The sequence below is a fragment of the Embleya sp. NBC_00888 genome (assembly GCF_045207655.1).
Taxonomy (GTDB): Bacteria; Actinomycetota; Actinomycetes; order Streptomycetales; family Streptomycetaceae; genus Embleya.
The window spans coordinates 5,678,751-5,697,805 of sequence record NZ_CP108784.1; the positions used below are offsets into that span (position 1 = coordinate 5,678,751).

Here is a 19,055-nt window from a genome sequence, read left to right on the forward strand (position 1 = left end):
GACCTCCCCATCCAGGCCGTGCCGGTCCGTCCCAGGACAGGCAGGCCCTCCCTCCATGCCCCGCCACGTGCGGCCCTGGTCCGCATGAGGAGGGGACTCTGTCCCGAGGAGGACCATGGACAAGAAGGTTCAGGCGGGTAGCGGCAAGACCCGCTGGAAGCGATTCGGCATCGTGCTCGTCCCGGTCGCGGCGATGACCGTCGGTATGTTCGCGGGGGTCGCGAACGGCGCCATTCCGGTCGACATCGCGGTGTCCGGGGGAAGCTTCAAGGTCAGCGCCGCGGAGCTGCAGGCGAACGAGTTCTCCCAGTACGGCAACTTCGTCAAGAGCCCGGGTGGTCAGAAGCCGGTGGCCGTGGCCGCGATCGGCGACGCCAAGATCACCAAGCTGTGTCAGTCGGTCGAGGTCCCGGGCATCGGTGTGGTCCTGCGCATCGAGGCGGGTGGCGAAGGTTCGCCGGCGACCGCGAAGAACATGACGCTCGCGATGGACGCGCTCGACGGTGACGCCGAGTTCGAGAACATCGACATCGGTGTCGACGCTTCCCGGATGGCCAAGGGCACCCCGGAATCGCCGTGGGCCAAGGGGCCGGCGGCGATCGGCAACGGTGCGCCGGGCATGTTCGGCCAGCAGGCGACCAAGGCCACGTTCACCAACGTCAAGCAGTCGGCCTGGCTGGTCACGGCGACCAACTTCAAGCTCAACGGCCTGCACCTGAAGGTCGGCGGCAAGGACAAGGTCTGCTTCTGATGTGTCGTCGGCCGCGAGCGGGTCTCCCACTCGCGGCCGGTCCGCCATACCGGAGCAACACCTCAGGGAGTGATTCGTGACCGCAGCACAGCCGCAGCCCAACGCGCTCGTGCGCCGGTGGCGGGCGTTCGGGAGGTGGCGGCGCGTTCGGCCGTTCTGGGCCGGGCTGTTCACCATGCTGGCCGCCGGACCCATCCTGTGGGCGCCGTACGCGTCGCTCAAGGCCGGCGACGTGACCGTCCAGCTCAAGCAACACAGCGGCATCTCGGCGCTGTTCATCGGCGTGATCCTGATCATGCTCGGCATCGCCACCTGGCTCAATCCGAAGGTGCGGATCTACCTCGGCGTCTTCACCATCATCGTGTCGCTGGTGTCCTTCATCGTGGCCACCTTCGGCGGCTTCGGGCTGGGCATGTTGTTCGGTCTGATCGGCGGGATGCTCGCGGTGTCGTGGGCGTACGTCGAACCGCCGAGCGACGCGGAGGAGGCCGAGTCCTCGGCCGACGACGACCGGGACGGCGACGACGGACGGCCCGGGCCGGACGGGGACGACCACGACGACACCCTCGTCGAGGACGGCTTCCCGGCCCAGGCGCTCACCGGGAAGGCCCCCGATGCCTCGGGGGAAGCACCCACCGGGTCGGTGACGACCGGCCGGCCCGGTGAACCCTCCAGGGCGATGACCTCGCCCCGCGTCGCGCTGACCGCGATCGTCACCGCGATGGTCGGTGTGGTGGGCGTGGTGGGCATCGCCCACGCGTCCCCCAGCGATCCGCTGCCGGACAACCCGTACGCGGACGGGCCGTGCGTACCCGCGAGTGCCACGGCCTCCACGAGTGCGTCGAGTTCGACGTCGGCATCGGCATCGCCGGCCAAGTCGAGCGCGGCGCCGAGTGCCGGCGCCGGCAAGTCGTCGAGCACGGCACCCGCCGGCAAGGCGGCTCAGCCGATGGCGGCGCAGGGTACGGCGGGCGAAGGCACGCCCGTCGTACCGACGCCGGCGCAGAGCACGGCGGCGCCGACGAGCAAGGCGCCGGAGTTCAAGCTGCCCGAGTTGAAACTGCCGGAACTCAAGCTGCCCGAGCTGAACCTGCCCGGGTTGCCCGGACTCGGACTACCCGGAATCAAGCTGCCGTCCGCGGCGTCGTCCGCTCCGGCTGCTCCGGCTGCTCCGGCTGCTCCGGCTGCTCCGGCTGCTCCGGAGGTCCCGGCGGCCCCGGTCGCGCCGGTCGGCTCGGCGTCGAGCACACCGACGGCATCCGCGAAGCCGTCGGCCAAGTCCTCGGCGAAGCCCTCGACGACGTCGGCCAAGCCGTCGGCCACGTCGTCCTCGGCCGTGCCCAAGGACGGCAAGTCGCCCTTCCCGTGCCCGGTGCAGGGACCCGTGAACGCCAAGAGCGGCGGCGGGCTCCCGCCGGTCGCGGAGGATCCGCTGGTCCTGAAGTCCAGCCTGCTGGCCATGGCCGGGCTGAACTACGAGGGCGTGGTCAAGGTGAAGACGCACACCGGGACCGAGGAGAACGCGCTCAAGTTCACCGTGTCCAAGGGCATCGACATCTGGAACATGTCGATGACGGTGAAGGAGGAGGGCGGCAAGGACATCGTCATCTCGTCCGACGAGGGCAGCAAGTCCTGGATGGACGCGGACATCCCGACGACGATGTACGTGAAGTACCTCAAGGGCAACATCTTCGGGATCATCCCGATCACGTTCACGCCCGAGAGCCCGCCGCCGATCAACATCCCGATCGTGTTCTTCACGAACGTGGAGAGCTCGATGTACGCCCAGTTGGGCGGCAGGCTGCACATCCCCGGCTACGGCATCAACAAGGCCGGGATCAAGTAGTCCGCCGGCCGGCGTGCCACGCGACGCGCCCCGGAACCCACGTGGTCCCGGGGCGCGTCGAGTGTTATTCGGGCACGAACCACACCGTGGCCAGCGGGGGCAGCGTCATCGTCGCCGAGGCCGGGCGGCCCTGCCACTCCGCCTCCTCGGCCGTGATCTCGCCCTGGTTCCCGACGTTGGCGCCGCCGTAGCCGCCGGCGTCGGTGTTGAGCACCTCGCGCCAGCGGCCCACGTGCGGCAGACCCACCCGGAAGCCCTCGCGGACCACCGGGGAGAAGTTGCACACGCAGACCAACTGCTCACCGGCCGCGCCGATGCGGATGAAGGACAGCACGTTGGACGCCGCGTCGCCGCCGTCGATCCAGGAGAAGCCCTCCGGCCGGGTGTCCTGGGTCCACAGCGCGGACCTGCCCCGGTACACCGTGTTCAGGTCGCGGACCAGCCGCTGGACGCCCTGGTGTTCGGCGTGGTCGAGCAGCCACCAGTCCAGACCCCGCGCCTCGGACCACTCCGCGCCGTGGCCGAACTCCGAGCCCATGAACAACAACTGCTTGCCCGGATGGGCCCACATGAAGGCGAGATAGGCGCGCACGTTGGCCATCTGTTGCCAGCGGTCGCCCGGCATCTTGTCCACCAGCGAGCGCTTGCCGTGCACGACCTCGTCGTGGCTGATCGGCAGGATGTAGTTCTCGCTCCAGGCGTACATCAGCGAGAAGGTGATCTCGTTGTGGTGGTACCGGCGGTGGATCGGCTCCTTCTGGATGTACTCCAGCGAGTCGTGCATCCACCCCATGTTCCACTTGAAGCCGAAGCCGAGCCCGCCGCCGTCGGTGGGGCGGGTCACCCCGTCCCACGCGGTGGACTCCTCGGCGATGGTCAACACCCCCGGCACCCGCCGGTACAGCGTCGCGTTCATCTCCTGGAGGAAGGCCACCGCGTCCAGGTTCTCCCGGCCGCCGTGCTGGTTCGGCGCCCACTGGCCGTGCTCGCGCGAGTAGTCCAGGTAGAGCATCGAGGCGACCGCGTCCACCCGCAGGCCGTCGATGTGGAACTCCTCGCACCAGTAGACCGCGTTGGCGACCAGGAAGTTGCGCACCTCGTGCCGGCCGTAGTCGAAGACCAGCGTGCCCCAGTCCGGATGTTCGCCCCGGCGCGGATCCGGGTGCTCGTACAGCGGCGTGCCGTCGAACCGGGCCAGCGCCCACGCGTCCTTGGGAAAGTGCGCCGGCACCCAGTCCACCAGCACGCCGATGCCCGCGCGGTGCAGCGCGTCGACGAGGTGGCGGAACTCGTCGGGGCTGCCGAAGCGCGACGTGGGCGCGTAGTACGAGGACACCTGGTAGCCCCACGACGGCCCGTACGGGTGTTCGGCCACCGGGAGCAGCTCGACGTGGGTGAAGCCCATCTCGGTGACGTAGGTGGGCAACTGCTCGGCGAGTTCGAGGTAGCTCAGGCCCGGCCGCCACGAGCCCAGGTGGATCTCGTACACGCTCATCGCCGAGGTGTGGTGGGTGACCTCGGCGCGCTTTTCCAACCACTCCTTGTCCGCCCAGGAGTAGGTGGAGGTGTGCACGACCGACGCGGTGGAGGGCGGCAGTTCGGTGGCGAAGGCCAGCGGGTCGGCCTTTTGCCGGGACACCCCGTCGCGGCCGAGGATCTCGTACTTGTACTTGGTGCCGTCGCCGACGTCGGGAACGAACAGCTCCCAGACCCCGGACGAGCCGAGCGAGCGCATCGGGTGCGCGATGCCGTCCCAGTAGTTGAAGTCGCCGACCACCCGCACACCGCGCGCGTTCGGCGCCCAGACCGCGAAGGAGGTGCCGGCGACCGGCCCGTTCGGGGTCTCGAAGGAGCGCACGTGCGCGCCGAGCACCTCCCACAGCCGCTCGTGCCGACCCTCGGAGATCAGGTGCAGGTCGAACTCGCCCAGGGTGGGCAGGAACCGGTACGGATCGTCGGTGTGCAGCTCGGTGCCCTCGTAGCGGACCTCGAGCCGGTAGTCGGGCACCGTCGAGCCGGGCAGCAGGCCGGTGAACAGGCCCTCGGCCTCGTGGGTCAGCTCGACCCGGTGCTCGCCGGTGACCACGATCACCTCACGGGCCCACGGCCGCAGCACCCGCACCACCACGCCGTCGACGCCGGGTACCTCCGGGTGCGGGCCGAGCAGCCCGTGCGGATCGTGATGGCCGCCGTCCACGAGACGGCGCAATTCGTCGGCGGCCAGCGGCGGCACCACCGGGGTGCCGGCCGGGCGGGTGCGGCTGCGCGTGCTCCGACGCGGAGCGGGACGGCCGGCGACCCCGCCGCCCTCGGATGACGCGGTGCTGTGCGGACGGGCCGTCACGGATGGGACCTCCTGAGACGTGGGTGCTGAAACGGAATCGTCAGGTCGTCAGTGCGGCTGCGGTGCGCGTTCGGCCAGCCGCCGGATCGCCGACATCGGCACCGGCAGCCACGAGGGTCGGTTGCCCGACTCGTACATGACCTCGTACACGGCCTTGTCGGTCTCGAAGGCCCGCAACAACACGGGCTCGGAGTGCGGGTCGAACGAACCCGCGTCGGCGTACCCCGCACAGAAGGCTTCCCGGTTGCGGGTCGCCCATTCCTCCGCGCGGCGCACCAGGTGCGGTGCGGGCGCCCCGCGACCCCAGAACCCGCCGCCGCCGGCGAGCAGGTGTCGGGCCGCGTAGTCGAACGAGCGCAACATCGCCGCGATGTCGCGCAGCGGCGAGTGCAGCGAGCGTCGTTCGCTCAGCGGCCGGGCGGGCTCGCCCTCGAAGTCGAGCAGCACCCACCGGGTGGCGGTGCGCATCACCTGACCGAGGTGGAAGTCGCCGTGGATGCGCTGCAACGGGACCGGATGCCCGTCCCGACCCAGCGTCTCCAGGTCCTGGTACGCCTCGCGCAGCCGGTCGGTGAACGGCGCCAACTCCGGCACCGCCTCGGCCGCCGCGTGCAGTCGGCGCTCCATGTCCTGCGCGATCGCGGCCAACTCCGCCTCGCCCGCCACCGAAGTGGGCAGCGAGCGGGCCAGGTCGGCGTGCACCTCGGCGGTGGCCGCGCCGAGTCGGAAGGACTCGCCGGCGAAGTCGCCGCCGGTCTCGTGCGCGTGCGGACCGGCGCCGCGCACCTCCTGGCCGGCGTACAGGTCGCGGACCGAGGTCTTGGCCAGCTCCCAGCCGTCGGTGCCGGTGCGCAGGTACTCCTGGAGCAGGCCGAGCGTGGTCGGCTCGGCGTCGGTGTCCGGGAACGGCATGTCGAACCAGGCGATCGGCGCCGGGATCCGCCGCGAGCCCGCGCCCGCCAGCGCGAGCGAGACCTCCAGGTCCGGATTGACGCCGGGCACCACGCGCCGGAACAGCTTGAGGATCACGTCGTCGCCGAAGATGATCGACGTGTTCGACTGCTCGGCGCCGATCACCAGGCCGACGTGCTCGGGGTCGGGGGCCTGCGCGCCGGGCCGGTGGAAGGCCAGGGAGCCGACGGTGTCCGCGGCGACGAACCGTTCCGGCAACCACCGGGTCAGCTCGGCGTCGTGCACCGCGTCGTAGAGGCTGCTGCCGTTGGGCAATCGGCCGATGGCCGCGTGCGCGAGCCGGTCCGGCAGGGTGCCCCGAACCCCGAGCAGGAGTTGATAGTGCTCGGGCGTGGCACCGTGCTCGACCCGCAGCAGCACGTGGTGCAGCGCGGGATCGCCGGAGACCACTTCGAGACTGTGGACCACGCCGACCCCACGAAGAGGTCGGCCCTTGCCGGCGAACCATCTCTGCTGCGGCAGCCAGTCGCGCAGCACGGCGATCACGGCGGAGGCAGTCGGATCGTGGGGTCGGGTGGAATCCGTCACAGCGTCATTTCTCCACGGGTGAGGCGGAACCAATAGAAACCGTGCCCCGCGAGGGTGAGCAGATACGGCAGCTCGCCGATCGCGGGGAACGTCACCCCCCCGAGCAACTCGACCGGTTCGTACGTCTCGAACTGCCGCAGGTCCAGCTCGGTGGGCTGGGCGAAGCGCGAGAAGTTGTGAACACACAGCACGATGTCGTCCTCGTATTCGCGAAGGAACGCCAGCACGCTGGGATTGGACGAGGTCAGCTCGTTGTACACACCGAGCCCGAAGGCCGGGTTCTGCTTGCGCACCTCGATCATCCGGCGGGTCCAGTGCAGCAGCGAGGAGGCGTTGGACATCTGCGCCTCGACGTTGGTGACCTGGTAGCCGTAGACCGGGTCCATGATGTTCGGCAGGTACAGCCGACCCGGGTCGCACGTGGAGAAGCCCGCGTTGCGATCCGGCGTCCACTGCATCGGCGTGCGCACACCGTCGCGGTCGCCGAGCCAGATGTTGTCCCCCATGCCGATCTCGTCGCCGTAGTACAGGACGGGCGAGCCCGGCAGCGACAGCAGCAGCGCCGTGAACAGCTCGATCTGGTTGCGGTCGTTGTCCAGCAACGGCGCGAGCCGACGGCGGATGCCCACGTTGGCCCGCATCCGCGGGTCCTTCGCGTACTCCTTGTACATGTAGTCGCGTTCTTCGTCCGTGACCATTTCGAGGGTGAGCTCGTCGTGGTTGCGCAGGAAGATGCCCCACTGGCAGTTGTCCGGGATGGACGGGGTGCCGGCCAGGATCTCCGAGACCGGGTAGCGCGATTCGCGGCGGACCGCCATGAAGATGCGCGGCATCACCGGGAAGTGGAACGCCATGTGGCACTCGTCGCCGTCGCCGAAGTAGTCCACCACGTCCTCGGGCCACTGGTTGGCCTCGGCCAGGAGCACGGTGTCCGGGTACTTGTCGTCGATCTCCTTGCGCACCCGCTTGAGGAACTCGTGGGTCGCGGGCAGGTTCTCGCAGTTGGTGCCCTCCCGCGCGAACAGGTACGGCACCGCGTCCAGCCGGAACCCGTCGATGCCCAGGTCCAGCCAGAACCGCAGCCCGGCCAGCATCTCCTCCTGCACGCGCGGGTTCTCGTAGTTGAGGTCCGGCTGGTGGCTGAAGAAGCGATGGAAGAAGTACTGCTTGCGCACCGGGTCGTAGGTCCAGTTGGAGGACTCGGTGTCGACGAAGATGATCCGGGCATCGCCGTACGCCTTGTCGTCGTCGGCCCACATGTAGTAGTCGCCGTACGGCCCGTCCGGGTTGTTCCGCGACTCCTGGAACCACATGTGTTGATCGCTCGTGTGGTTCATCACGAAGTCGATCACCACCCGCATGCCGCGTTTGTGCGCCGAGTCGACGAACTCGACGAAGTCGGCGAGGTCGCCGAACTCGGGCAGCACCGCGGTGTAGTCGGCCACGTCGTAGCCGCCGTCGCGCAGCGGCGACGCGAAGAACGGGGGCAACCACAGGCAGTCGACACCGAGCCACTGGAGATAGTCCAGCTTCTGGGTCAGGCCCTTCAGGTCGCCCACCCCGTCCCCGTTGCTGTCCTGGAAGGACCGCACGAGGACCTCGTAGAAGACGGCTCGCTTGAACCACAGGGGATCGCGATCCCGCGACGGGGTGTCGTCGAAGGTGTCGCGGACGGGTTCGTTGACGATCACGGGCTGTTCCTCCGGACCGAGAAGAGATGCGCGGGCTCGTGCGCCGGATCCAGCCGCACGTAGTTGTGCCGACCCCAGCGATAACCGGCTCCGGTGAACTCGTCCTGCACCGCGAAGGTGTCCTGCCAGTCCGACCCGAGAGCGGGCAGGTCCAGGGCGACGGTGGCCTCGTGCGTGTGGTGCGGATCCAGGTTCACCACCACCAGGACCAGGTCGTCGACATCACCCACACGGGTTCGCTTGGAGAAGGCCATGACCGCATCGTCGTCCACGTGATGGAAGGTCAGGTTTCGCAGACGTTGCAGACTCGGGTGGCGTCGGCGCATCCGGTTCAGCGTGGTGATGTACGGCGCCAGCGAGCGTCCCTCGCGCTCGGCCCCGGCCCAGTCGCGCGGGCGGAGCTGGTACTTCTCCGAGTCGTGGTACTCCTCGCTGCCCGCCTTGACCGCGCGGTGCTCGAACAGCTCGAAGCCCGAGTAGACGCCCCACGTCGGGGACAGCGTGGCGGCGAGCAGGGCCCGGATCCTGAACGCGGCGGGCCCGCCGTACTGAAGGTAGGCGTGCAGGATGTCCGGGGTGTTCACGAAGAAGTTCGGCCGCATGTAGGAGGACGCCTCGCCGGTGGTCAACTCGGTGAGGTACTCCTGAAGTTCGTCCTTGCCGTTGCGCCAGGTGAAGTACGTGTACGACTGCTGGAAGCCGACCTTGGCCAGCGTGCGCATCATCGCCGGTCGGGTGAACGCCTCGGCCAGGAAGATCACGTCCGGGTCGGTCGCGTTGATCGTGGCGATCACCTGCTCCCAGAACATCACCGGCTTGGTGTGCGGGTTGTCCACCCGGAAGATCCGCACGCCGTGCGCCATCCAGTGCCGCAACACCCGCAACGTCTCGGCGACCAGACCCTCGAAGTCGGCGTCGAAGTCGATCGGGTAGATGTCCTGGTACTTCTTCGGCGGGTTCTCCGCGTAGGCGATGGTGCCGTCGGCCCGGTGCCGGAACCACTCCGGGTGCTTCTCCACCCACGGGTGGTCGGGGGAGACCTGGAGCGCGAAGTCGAGCGCCACCTCCATCCGCAACTCGCGGGCCCGGGCCACGAACGCGTCGAAGTCCTCGATCGTGCCCAGGTCGGGGTGGATCGCGTCGTGCCCGCCCTCGGGCGAGCCGATCGCCCACGGTGACCCGGGATCGTGCTCGCCGGCCTCGAGCGTGTTGTTGGGCCCCTTGCGGAACGCCCGGCCGATCGGGTGAATCGGCGGCAGGTAGACCACGTCGAAGCCCATCGCGGCGATCCGCGGCAGGCGTTCCATCGCGGTCCGGAAGGTGCCGCCGCGCGGCGGGTGGTTGCCGGCGGGGTCCACCACCGCGCCCTCGGAACGCGGGAAGAACTCGTACCAGGACCCGTACAACGCGCGCTCGCGCTCGACCCGCAGCGGATGGCGTGCCGAGCTGGTGAGCAACTCCCGCAGCGGATGCCTGGCCAGCACCTCGTCCAGCACACTCGACCGTGCCGCGGCGAGTCGTTCGGTGGGGCTGCGCGCCTCGTCCCGGACCGCGTCCACCGCGGCCAGCACGACCGCCCGCAGGCCGTCCTTCTTGGGCACGCCGGCGGCGGCCCGCTCCAGCAACTGCGCGCCCTCCTCCAGCACCAGGTCGACCTCCAGGCCGGCCGGGATCTTGATGCCGGCCGCGTGCCGCCAGGAGGCGATCGGGTCGCCCCACGCCTCGACCGCGTAGGACCACAGGCCCTCGGAGGTCGGCGTGACGCTCGCGTGCACCCGGTCGGTCCCGGGCGCGCCCGGAAGCATCGGGGTGAGCGCGCCGGCCCGGCCGCGCGGGTCGCGCAGCACCACGCCCGCGGCCACCGCGTCGTGGCCCTCGCGAAAGACCGTGGCGGCCACGGGGAACGTCTCGCCCGGGATCGCCCGGGCCGGCCGGGTGCCGCCGTCGACGGCCGGCTCGACGTCCAGGATCGGGATGCGCCCGATCCGCGGCGTCACCGGTTTGGCCGATCTCCCGGCGCGCGCGGGTGACTTGGCCGCGGCGGGCGGCGCGTCGGGTTGCGCGGCAAGGGGCCGCGCCGGCTCGGGCCGCACGGTGCTCGCCTTCGTCGCGCTCGCCTCGGGTGCCGGCTTCGTCGTCGCACCGGGCGCCGGCCGGGTGGCCGACGCCGGTTCGGGCCGCGCGGCCCTCGACTTCCCGGCGGTCGTCTTCCGTGCCGCGGCCTTGTCGGCCGCGACCTGCCCCGCCCGGGGTGCGCGGGCGCCCCCGGGGTCCTTCTCAGCCGAACTGGTCATGCCGAACTCCTGTACCCACGGACGGGCATCCCGTGCGCGTCGCGCGCGATACACCCGTACGGAAACCCACTCGATACCCCGATTGCCGGACCCGGGAGTGGCGGAAAACCGACCCGGCGGCGACCGGTGGGATCGCTCGGGTCCACCTCTCACCGCTGCGCGGCGGCCATTGCTCGTGACGCGACCACCAGGCGGGGACCGGGTGGGGCCCGGCCCCCGATCGTGGACGGTGGATGTCTGGTGTGTCCGCGATACGGCGGGACGGAAGGACCCGGCTGTTCAACGATCGTCAAGTCGCTCGGGGCACGGTCCATATGGTGTAAAAACGCCCCCAGACCCATCCGCAAGATCTTGCCGGCTTTGCAAGCGCACTGCATCCACTGTCGCAAGTTCTGCCGCCTTCCGGCTAGGGTCGCAGCGTGAGAGCAATCCGCAGATTCACCGTGCGTACGGTTCTGCCCGCTCCGCTGGAGCCACTGGGTGAACTGGCGATGAACCTCCGCTGGTCCTGGCACGCGGAGACCCGCGACCTGTTCGAGTCGATCGATCCGGACACCTGGGCCTCGGTCGGCCGAGACCCCGTCCGCCTGCTCGGCACCGTGCCGAACGACAAACTCGGCGCCCTCGCCGACGACCGCCGCTTCCTCGCCCGACTGCGGGTGGCGGCCGAAGACCTGCACGAATACCTGACCGGACCTCGTTGGTACCAAACCCTGTCGGAGGCCGCTCCCGGCCCCGACGCGCCACCGGCGGCGATCGCGTACTTCTCGCCGGAGTACGGCATCACCGCGGCACTTCCGCAGTACAGCGGCGGTTTGGGCATCCTCGCGGGCGACCATCTGAAGGCCGCGAGCGACCTGGGTGTCCCGATCGTCGGAGTCGGCCTGATGTACCGCCACGGGTACTTCCGGCAGTCGTTGTCCCGGGACGGGTGGCAGCAGGAGCGCTATCCCCTCCTGGACCCCAACGAGTTGCCACTGACGCTCCTTCGGGGTGCCGACGGTGCACCCGCACGGGTGGTCATCGGACTCCCGACGGGTGAGTTGCACGCGCGGATCTGGAAGGCCCAGGTCGGTCGGGTGCCACTGCTGCTGTTGGACTCGGACATCGAGGAGAACGAACCCGCCGAACGCGAGGTGACCGACCGGCTGTACGGCGGCACGAGCGAACACCGCTTGCATCAGGAGATGCTGCTCGGCATCGGCGGGGTGCGGGCTTTGCGGGCATTTTGCGAGATCACCGGTCATCCGGCGCCCGAGGTCTTCCACACCAACGAGGGCCACGCCGGCTTCCTGGGCATCGAGCGCATCCGCGAGTTCACCCAGACCGAGGGGCTGGACTTCGACGCGGCCCTCGAAGCCGCCCGCGCGGGCACGGTGTTCACCACGCACACCCCCGTGCCGGCCGGGATCGACCGGTTCGGGCGCGATCAGATCCAGCGGCATTTCGGCGGCGGCCTCGCTTGTCCGGGGGTTCCGGTGGACCGGGTCCTCGCGCTCGGCGCGGAGACCTACCCGGACGGCGATCCGGGCGTGTTCAACATGGCCGTGATGGGCCTGCGGCTCGCCCAACGGGCCAATGGCGTGAGCAAGCTGCACGGACGGGTCAGCCGGGGCATGTTCGACGGCCTGTGGCCGGGCTTCGACACCACCGAGGTACCGATTACCTCGATCACGAACGGCGTACACGCGCCCACGTGGGTGGACGCCGACGTGCTGGACCTGGCCGGCCGCGAGGCGGGCGTCGAACTCACCGAGGATCCCTCGGCGTGGGCGGCCATCGATCGGCTCTCGGCAGGCTCGTTGTGGGACCTGCGCCGGGCGCTGCGCGCGAAGCTGGTCGCCGAGGCGCGGCTGCGGCTGCGCGCGTCCTGGAAGCAACGCGGCGCGGGCGACGCGGAATTGGGCTGGATCGAGGGTGTGCTCGATCCGGACGTGCTGACCATCGGGTTCGCCCGCCGGGTGCCGTCCTACAAGCGGCTCACCCTGATGCTGCGGGATCCGGCCAGGTTGCGCGGGATGTTGCTGCACCCCGAGCGGCCGGTGCAGATCGTCATCGCGGGCAAGTCGCACCCGGCCGACGAGGGCGGCAAACGACTGATCCAGGAACTGGTGAGGTTCGCCGACCGCGAGGACGTGCGGCACCGGATCGTCTTCCTGCCGGACTACGACATCGCGATGGCCCAACACCTGTACCCCGGGTGCGACGTGTGGCTGAACAACCCGCTGCGCCCGCTGGAGGCGTGTGGCACCTCGGGGATGAAGGCCGCGCTGAACGGCTGCCTGAACCTGTCCATCCTGGACGGGTGGTGGGACGAGTGGTACGACGGTTCGAACGGTTGGGCGATTCCGACCGCCGACGGGATCACCGACGTGGACCGCCGGGACGACCTCGAGGCCGGGGCCCTGTACGACCTGATCGAGAACTCGGTCGCGGCCAGGTTCTACGACCGGGGGCCCGAGGGCCTGCCCACCCGGTGGCTGGAAATGGTCCGGCACACGCTGGCCACGCTCGGCCCCAAGGTGCTCGCGGACCGGATGGTCAAGGACTACGTCGACGTGCTGTACGCGCCGGCGGCGTTGTCCGGCCGGGCGATCACCGGCGCGGCCGCGCGCGAGTTGGCGGAGTGGAAGGCGCACGTGCGGCGGTCCTGGGCGGGCGTCCGGGTCGATCACGTGGAGTCGGGCGGGATAGGGGACGCCCCCGAGGTCGGCAACACGCTGAACCTGCGGGTCTTCGTCTCCCTGGGCGAACTCGCGCCCGCCGACGTCGAGGTCCAGGTCGTGCACGGCCGGGTCGACGACGCGGACCGGATCGTGGAGAGCACGGTGGCGCCGCTCAAGGCGGGGCACCGGGACGAGCACGGTCGCCGGTTCTACGAGGGCTCGTTGGCCCTGGATCGGACCGGTCCGTTCGGCTACACCGTCCGGGTGATGCCGACCCACCCGCTGCTCGCGGGTCCGGCCGAACTGGGCCTGATCGCGGCGCCGCCGGAGAGTGAGGGCTTCGCGGAGGGCATCGCGCTGCGCTGACCGCACCAGCTCGACCGTTCGGGCCCCGCCGTCCTTGTCGACGGCGGGGCCCGAACGTGCCTTCTCCGCGGTGGTCTCGCTCGGTCAGCCGTGCGGCTGGTCCGGGCGGTACGGCGAGTGGGGCTGCCGGTGTTGTCCCTGGTACGGGTGTCCCCGGTAGGGCTGATGGGGCTGTTCCTGATGGGGCTGAGCCTGGTAGGGCTGCCCGCCCTGGTACGGCGCGGGTCCGTAGCCGCCGGCCATCTGCGGCTCGGTCACGAGCGTGCGGTCCGGGTCCGGCCGGCCGTACGCGTCCTGCGCGTCGGTGCCGCCGCCGTGCCCTTTGGCCTTGCCGCTCCGGCGCGGCCACCACAGGCCCCGACCCAGGATCGCGGCGATCGCGGGCACCAGCACGATCGAGAGCAACATCGAGGAGAGCAGGATGCCCACCGCGGTGGCGAAGCCGATCTCCGCGGTCGCGGGGCTGGCCGCCAGGCTGGCGAAGGAGCCGGCCAGCACGAGACCGGCCGTGGCGATCGCGGGCGCGGTGTGCTTGACCGCTTCGGCCACCGCCTTGCGGGCCGGGACGGGCTTGTCCATCTCCTCTCGCAGCCGGTCGCTCATCAGGATGTTGTAGTCGGTGCCCAGCGCGACCACGAACAGGAACAGCACCAGCGGCAGCGTGAAGGACACGCCGGGTCGGTCGAGCATGTGCTGGAAGACCAGCGTTCCGGCGCCGAGGGTGGCCACGAAGCCGAGGCCGACCGCGAGCATCAGCACGAGCGGCGCGAGCAGCGAGCGCAGCAACAGGAACAGGATCAGCGCGATCAGGATCGCGGCGACCGGGAAGACCAGCTTGAGGTCCTTGTCCACCGCGTCCGAGACGTCGGCGAAGATGGCCGCCGTTCCGGTGATGTGCGCCTCGGCGCCGTCCGGGGTGTGCTTCGAGATGGTGCCCCGGACCGGGCCGGTGATCAGCTCACGCGCCTTCTGGGTGTCGGCCTTCGCGGCCAGGAACACGTCGATCCGAGCGGCCGAACCGTCCGGGTTGAGCACCGGTTTGGCGACCTGGCCCACGCCCTCGACCTTGCCCAGCGCACCGGTCAGCCCGGTGAGCGAGCGCTCGTCGAGCTTGCCGCCGCCCTTGGTCTGCACATAGACCGTGTGCGGGTCGGACACGCCCGCCGGAAGCGAGCGGGAGATCTCGTCGGCGGTCCTGGTCGCGTTGGTGGTGGGCTGACCCTCCTGGTCGTAGCTCATCTTGACGCCGACCGCACCGGCGCCGAGCACGCCGAGCAGGACCAGGCTGCCGGCCAGGTAGCGCACCGGACGCGCGCTGACCTTCTCGCCCAGACGGGCGGCGAAGCCCGCCGGACGCTCCTTCTTCCACGCCCGGGCCGGCCAGAACATCCCGCGACCGCACACCGCGAGCAGCGCGGGCATCAGGGTCAGGCTGCCCAGCAGGCACACCAGGACCGAGACCGCGATGGCCGGGCCGAGCACCTTGAACTGCCCGAAGCTTGCGATGCCCAGGGTCGCGAACGCGGCCACGATGGTCAGTGCCGCGCAGGTGATCGCGTTGCCCACCTTGCCGGCGGTGATCGCGGCGGCCTCGCGCTTGTCCTGATCGGGGTTGGCGCGCAGTTGCTCGCGGAAGCGGAACATCAGGAACAGGAAGTAGTCGATGCCGATGCCCAGGAGCACGACGGTGATCAGGGACGGCACGGACGGGTCGAGCTTGATGTCCAGGAGCTTCGCGCTGCCGGCCACCGCGCCGGTCGCCACGCCGCCGATGAACGTCACCGCGAGCAGCGGCAATATCGCGGCCAGGACACTGCGGAAGACCAATACGTTCAGCAGGACGATAAGGCCCATCGTCAGAATTCCGACGAGCGCCTGGGTGTCCTCTTCCTCGTCCAGGTTGTCGACCGTGTTCGCGATACCACCGGTGAATCCGACCCGGAATCCGGCGGCCTCGTAATCGGTCTTCGCCAGATCACGGGCATCCCGGTAGACGTCCTGGAGACCGACGTCGTTCATATTGCCGTCCAGCGACAACGAGACCAATTGGAAAGTCCCGTCCGGGGCGACCACACCCACGGCGTAGCTCGGCGTCTGCGAGAAGTCCTCGGCGAACTGCTCGGGCTTCGCCTTGATCGGCTTCCTGGCCAGCGCGGCCGTGGTGTCGGCGATCTTCCTCTGGTCCTGCGGGCCGATCCTGGCGCCGTCGGCACGGGCGACCAGCACGGTCACCGCGTTCGGGTCGGGCTTCTCGTCGAATTTCTTCTCGGCGATTTGAATGGCCGCCGCCGAATCGTATTTCTTCGGCAGGAAGTCACCGGTCGAGGAATCGGTGACGCTGTTCATCAACGGTGTTCCGACGGCGGTCAGGGCGAGACCGAAAACCGCCCAGACGATGATGGTCATCCATCGATGACGTGTGGCGAACGCGGTTGTTCTACGGATCATTTTCCTTCTCCGCCGTCGGATCGAAACGCGGGAGCTCGATGCGGGAACTCCGGATTGGCTCAATGTCATCACGCGCACTCCCCTTCGGACATCGACCGGTGGAAGGGGAATGGACCGGGACCTCGGTCCGGGAGTACCGCACAACCAGGACTCGGGTCCGGGGGTGCGGATCGTCTGCGATGAGGTTCAGGAACGGGGTCGAAGAGGATGGAATGGGTGCATGAACCTCGTCGTCGCGCCGGGCGCCTCGGCGTCGGCGAGCAGGCCGGATCCGGAGGCGCCCGACCCCGGGCCGCCGACGGGCCTGCTGCGGCTGGTCCGGCGCCGGGTCCGGGCCTTCCCGTGGACCCGGAACGACCTGCTGATCGCGCTCGCGTGTGTGGCGGCCGACGTCGCCGCGTACCTCACGTCCGGCCACCGCGCCGGCCCGCACATGTCGGTGCTCGCCGTGCTGCTGCTCGCGGCCGGCGGTGTGCTGATGATCGTGCGACGCCGGCATCCGGTGCCGGTACTGGTCGCGGTGATCGCTCTGCAACCGGTGCCGGTGTGGGCCGCCGATCCGGCGACGCACAACTTCGGCCTGGCGCTCGCGGTCGGGCTGTACTCGGTGGCCCGGTTCCGTTCGTACCGTGTCGCCGGTATCGCCGGCACCGCGGTGCTCGTCGCCCAGGTGACGCGCGACGTCCTGATCGGCTGGTCGGTGCCGTTCGCGATGCTCCCCAACCTGATGACGATCTGCCTGCTGATCGCGGTCGGCGTCGGAGTGCGCAGCCGGCAGGACCAGGTGGCGCTGAACCGGCGGCTGTTGGCGGATCGCGCGGTGTCCGACGAGCGCCGGCGGATCGCGCGCGAGCTGCACGACATCGTCGCGCACCACATCACCACGATGTACCTGATGTCCGGCGGCGCGCGCGCCACCCTCGATCGCGATCCGGAGACCGCCAAGGCCGCGCTGGTGACGCTGGAGTCGTCCGGTCGCACCGCGATGCGCGAGATGCGCCAACTGCTCGGCGTGCTGCGCGGCACCGACGTCGTCGAGGAGGCGCCCTCGGCACCGCAGCCGGGGATCGCGGAGATCGACCGGTTGATCACCGACTCGTGCGCGGCCGGTTTGCCCACCGAGTACGAGGTGCTCGGCGAGCCGCGGTCGCTGCCGCCGGCCACCGGGCTCACGCTGTATCGGATCGTGCAGGAGGCGCTCACGAACGCGCGCAAACACGCCGGGAACGCGCGCGCCTTCGTCCGGTTGGAGTACCGATCGGATCGGGTCCTGGTGGAGATCTGCGACGACGGCGACGACGGCGACGGCGATGGGTCGGCGATGGTGGGCGGCGGGTACGGTCTCCTGGGTATGCGCGAGCGCGTCGCGGTGCACGGTGGGACGCCGGCGGCGGGCAGGCGCCCGGAAGGCGGCTACCGTGTGACGGCGCTGGTGCCGCTGCCGCCGGCGGAGCCTGGAGAGGACTGGAACCGAGATGAGCCTGGACGCACCCCCGATCACCGTGCTGCTGGCGGATGATCAGCCGCTCGTGCGTCGGGGTCTGGCCCTGATTCTGCGCTCGGACCCCGGCATCGAGGTGATCGGCGAGGTCGGCGACGGCGCGCAGGCCGTCGAGGCCGCACACCGGCTGCACCCGAACGTGATCCTGATGGACATCCGGATGCCCGTGCTCGACGGCGTCAAGGCCACCGCGCGGCTGTCCGAGGAACTGCCCGAGTGCCGGGTGCTCGCGCTGAGCACGTTCGACATGGACGAGTACGTGGTCGGCGCGCTGCGCGCGGGCGCGATCGGCTTCCTGCCCAAGGACGTGTCGCCCGAGGACCTGATCGCGGCGGTCTACACCGTGCACCTGGGCGAGGCCGCGGTCGCGCCGCGACTGCTCACCCGGCTGATCGAGTCCTTCGTCAAGGCCCCGTCGGCCCCGCAGCCCTCGGCGACCGCCCTGCGCGACCTGACCCCGCGCGAGGTGGAGGTGCTGCGGCTGATCGCGGCCGGCCTGGACAACGCCGAGATCGCCGCGTCGATGAGCATCGGCGTCCAGACGGTCAAGAACCACGCCACGGGCCTGTTCGCCAAACTCGGCGTCCGCGACCGCGCCCAGGCCGTCGTCTTCGCCTACGAATCCGGCGTGGTCCAGGCGGGCCGGACGCCGTAACGCCGAGGTCGCCCGTAACGCCGAGCCCGCCCGTAACGCCGAGCCGGCCCCGGAGGCCGCTCGGCGATCCGGGCCGCCGCGGCCGCGGAGCCGGTGGCGCCGGGGATGGCGGCACCGGCTCCGCGGGCGGGGTCGGTTCGAGGCGCGGGGTGGTCAGCGGCCGGTGAACTCGGGCTTTTCCTTGGCGATGAAGGCGCGCATGCCGGTGTCGCGGTCCTCGGTGGCGAACAGCGCGGTGAACTGGAGTCGTTCGAGTTCCAGGCCGGTGTCCAGGTCGACGTCGAGGCCGCGGTCGATCGCCTCCTTCGCCGCGCGCAGCGCGTAGGCCGGGCCGTTCGCGAATCGGGCCGCCCACTTCACCGCCTCGGCGTACACGTCCTCGGCCGGGACCACCCGGTCCACCAGGCCGATCGCGAGTGCCTCGTCGGCGGCGACGAAGCGGCCGGTGAAGATCAGGTCCTTGGCCTTGGCGGGGCCGATCAGCCGGGGCAGCCGCTGGGTGCCGCCCGCGCCCGGGATGATGCCGAGGGTGATCTCCGGCTGGCCCAGCTTCGCGGTGTCGGCGCATACCCGTACGTCCGCGCACAGCGCGAGTTCGCAGCCGCCGCCGAGCGCGAAGCCGGTGATCGCGGCGACCACCGGCTTGGGGATCTCGGCGACCGCGGTGAACGAGGACTGGAGCGCGGCGCCCCGGTCGGCCATGTCGACGTAGGACATGTCGGCCATCTCCTTGATGTCCGCGCCCGCCGCGAACACCTTCTCACCGCCGTACAGCACGACCGCGCGCACGTCGGCCCGCTCGCCCGCCTCCTGCGCCGCCGCCCGCAGCTCCTCCTGGAGTTGCCGGTTCAGCGCGTTCATCGGCGGCCGGCTCAGCCGGATCGTGCCGACGCCGTCGGCCACTTCCAGGTTCACGAATTCGCCCATGACGCTCTCCTTCGGTCAGCCCTGATGGGTTCGACCCGACCTTAGGCGCCGGCACCGGGCGAGGCC

At 70.2% G+C, this 19,055-nt stretch carries 11 protein-coding genes; 5 read left to right on the plus strand and 6 right to left on the minus strand.

What is annotated here, in order from left to right; genetic code table 11:
- Nucleotides 1-115 precede the first annotated feature (115 nt).
- Nucleotides 116-751 (plus strand): DUF6230 family protein, encoded by a 636-nt coding sequence (locus OG948_RS24375; RefSeq protein WP_406298509.1) that lies wholly within the window; start codon nucleotides 116-118, stop codon nucleotides 749-751.
- Between the two features lie 76 nt (nucleotides 752-827).
- Nucleotides 828-2,597 (plus strand): DUF6114 domain-containing protein, encoded by a 1,770-nt coding sequence (locus OG948_RS24380; RefSeq protein ID WP_406298510.1) that lies wholly within the window; start codon nucleotides 828-830, stop codon nucleotides 2,595-2,597.
- A 64-nt stretch (nucleotides 2,598-2,661) separates the two neighbouring features.
- Here the strand turns inward: OG948_RS24380 and glgB are convergent, their stop codons facing one another.
- From glgB to OG948_RS24400, 4 genes are read right to left on the minus strand one after another with little or no spacing between them, the layout of a single operon-like run.
- The gene (gene glgB / locus OG948_RS24385; RefSeq protein ID WP_406298511.1) at nucleotides 2,662-4,941 is read right to left on the minus strand and encodes a 1,4-alpha-glucan branching protein GlgB; all 2,280 of its coding nucleotides are present in this window, start codon (nucleotides 4,939-4,941) and stop codon (nucleotides 2,662-2,664) included.
- A gap of 48 nt (nucleotides 4,942-4,989) precedes the next feature.
- Nucleotides 4,990-6,441, minus strand: coding sequence for a maltokinase N-terminal cap-like domain-containing protein (locus OG948_RS24390; RefSeq protein ID WP_395873447.1), 1,452 nt, complete (start codon nucleotides 6,439-6,441; stop codon nucleotides 4,990-4,992).
- On the minus strand, nucleotides 6,438-8,132 hold the full coding sequence (gene treS / locus OG948_RS24395; protein ID WP_406298512.1) for a maltose alpha-D-glucosyltransferase: 1,695 nt from the start codon (nucleotides 8,130-8,132) through the stop codon (nucleotides 6,438-6,440). The genes OG948_RS24390 and treS overlap by 4 nt, the downstream gene beginning before the upstream one ends.
- Complete coding sequence (locus OG948_RS24400; RefSeq protein ID WP_406298513.1) at nucleotides 8,129-10,426, minus strand: maltotransferase domain-containing protein; 2,298 nt, start codon at nucleotides 10,424-10,426, stop codon at nucleotides 8,129-8,131. The genes treS and OG948_RS24400 overlap by 4 nt, the downstream gene beginning before the upstream one ends.
- A gap of 419 nt (nucleotides 10,427-10,845) precedes the next feature.
- Between OG948_RS24400 and glgP the strand changes: the two genes are divergently transcribed.
- On the plus strand, nucleotides 10,846-13,458 hold the full coding sequence (gene glgP, locus OG948_RS24405; protein WP_406298514.1) for an alpha-glucan family phosphorylase: 2,613 nt from the start codon (nucleotides 10,846-10,848) through the stop codon (nucleotides 13,456-13,458).
- Between the two features lie 84 nt (nucleotides 13,459-13,542).
- Here the strand turns inward: glgP and OG948_RS24410 are convergent, their stop codons facing one another.
- Nucleotides 13,543-15,864 carry an MMPL family transporter gene (locus OG948_RS24410; RefSeq protein WP_406298515.1) on the minus strand — a complete coding sequence of 774 codons (2,322 nt, stop codon included), beginning with the start codon at nucleotides 15,862-15,864 and terminating at the stop codon, nucleotides 13,543-13,545.
- Nucleotides 15,865-16,126: 262 nt separating this feature from the next.
- On the opposite strand from OG948_RS24410, the gene OG948_RS24415 reads away from it, so the two are divergent.
- Together OG948_RS24415 and OG948_RS24420 are read left to right on the plus strand one after the other, a co-directional pair.
- Nucleotides 16,127-17,425: a sensor histidine kinase gene (locus OG948_RS24415; protein WP_406298516.1), complete on the plus strand. Its 1,299-nt coding sequence runs from the start codon at nucleotides 16,127-16,129 to the stop codon at nucleotides 17,423-17,425.
- Nucleotides 17,382-18,062: a response regulator gene (locus OG948_RS24420; RefSeq protein WP_406298517.1), complete on the plus strand. Its 681-nt coding sequence runs from the start codon at nucleotides 17,382-17,384 to the stop codon at nucleotides 18,060-18,062. Before OG948_RS24415 ends, OG948_RS24420 begins: the two co-directional genes overlap by 44 nt.
- A 153-nt stretch (nucleotides 18,063-18,215) precedes the next feature.
- On the opposite strand, the gene OG948_RS24425 is transcribed toward OG948_RS24420, so the two are convergent.
- On the minus strand, nucleotides 18,216-18,989 hold the full coding sequence (locus OG948_RS24425) for an enoyl-CoA hydratase/isomerase family protein (protein WP_402230667.1): 774 nt from the start codon (nucleotides 18,987-18,989) through the stop codon (nucleotides 18,216-18,218).
- Nucleotides 18,990-19,055: the final 66 nt, after the last annotated feature.

Coding starts and splice junctions, on each gene's coding strand:
- OG948_RS24375 (WP_406298509.1), top strand. CDS start 116: ATGGACAAGAAGGTTCAGGCGGGTAGCGGCAAGACCCGCTGGAAGCGA.
- OG948_RS24415 (WP_406298516.1), top strand. CDS start 16,127: ATGAACCTCGTCGTCGCGCCGGGCGCCTCGGCGTCGGCGAGCAGGCCG.
- OG948_RS24425 (WP_402230667.1), bottom strand. CDS start 18,989: ATGGGCGAATTCGTGAACCTGGAAGTGGCCGACGGCGTCGGCACGATC.
- OG948_RS24410 (WP_406298515.1), bottom strand. CDS start 15,864: ATGACCATCATCGTCTGGGCGGTTTTCGGTCTCGCCCTGACCGCCGTC.
- OG948_RS24400 (WP_406298513.1), bottom strand. CDS start 10,426: ATGACCAGTTCGGCTGAGAAGGACCCCGGGGGCGCCCGCGCACCCCGG.
- OG948_RS24420 (WP_406298517.1), top strand. CDS start 17,382: ATGAGCCTGGACGCACCCCCGATCACCGTGCTGCTGGCGGATGATCAG.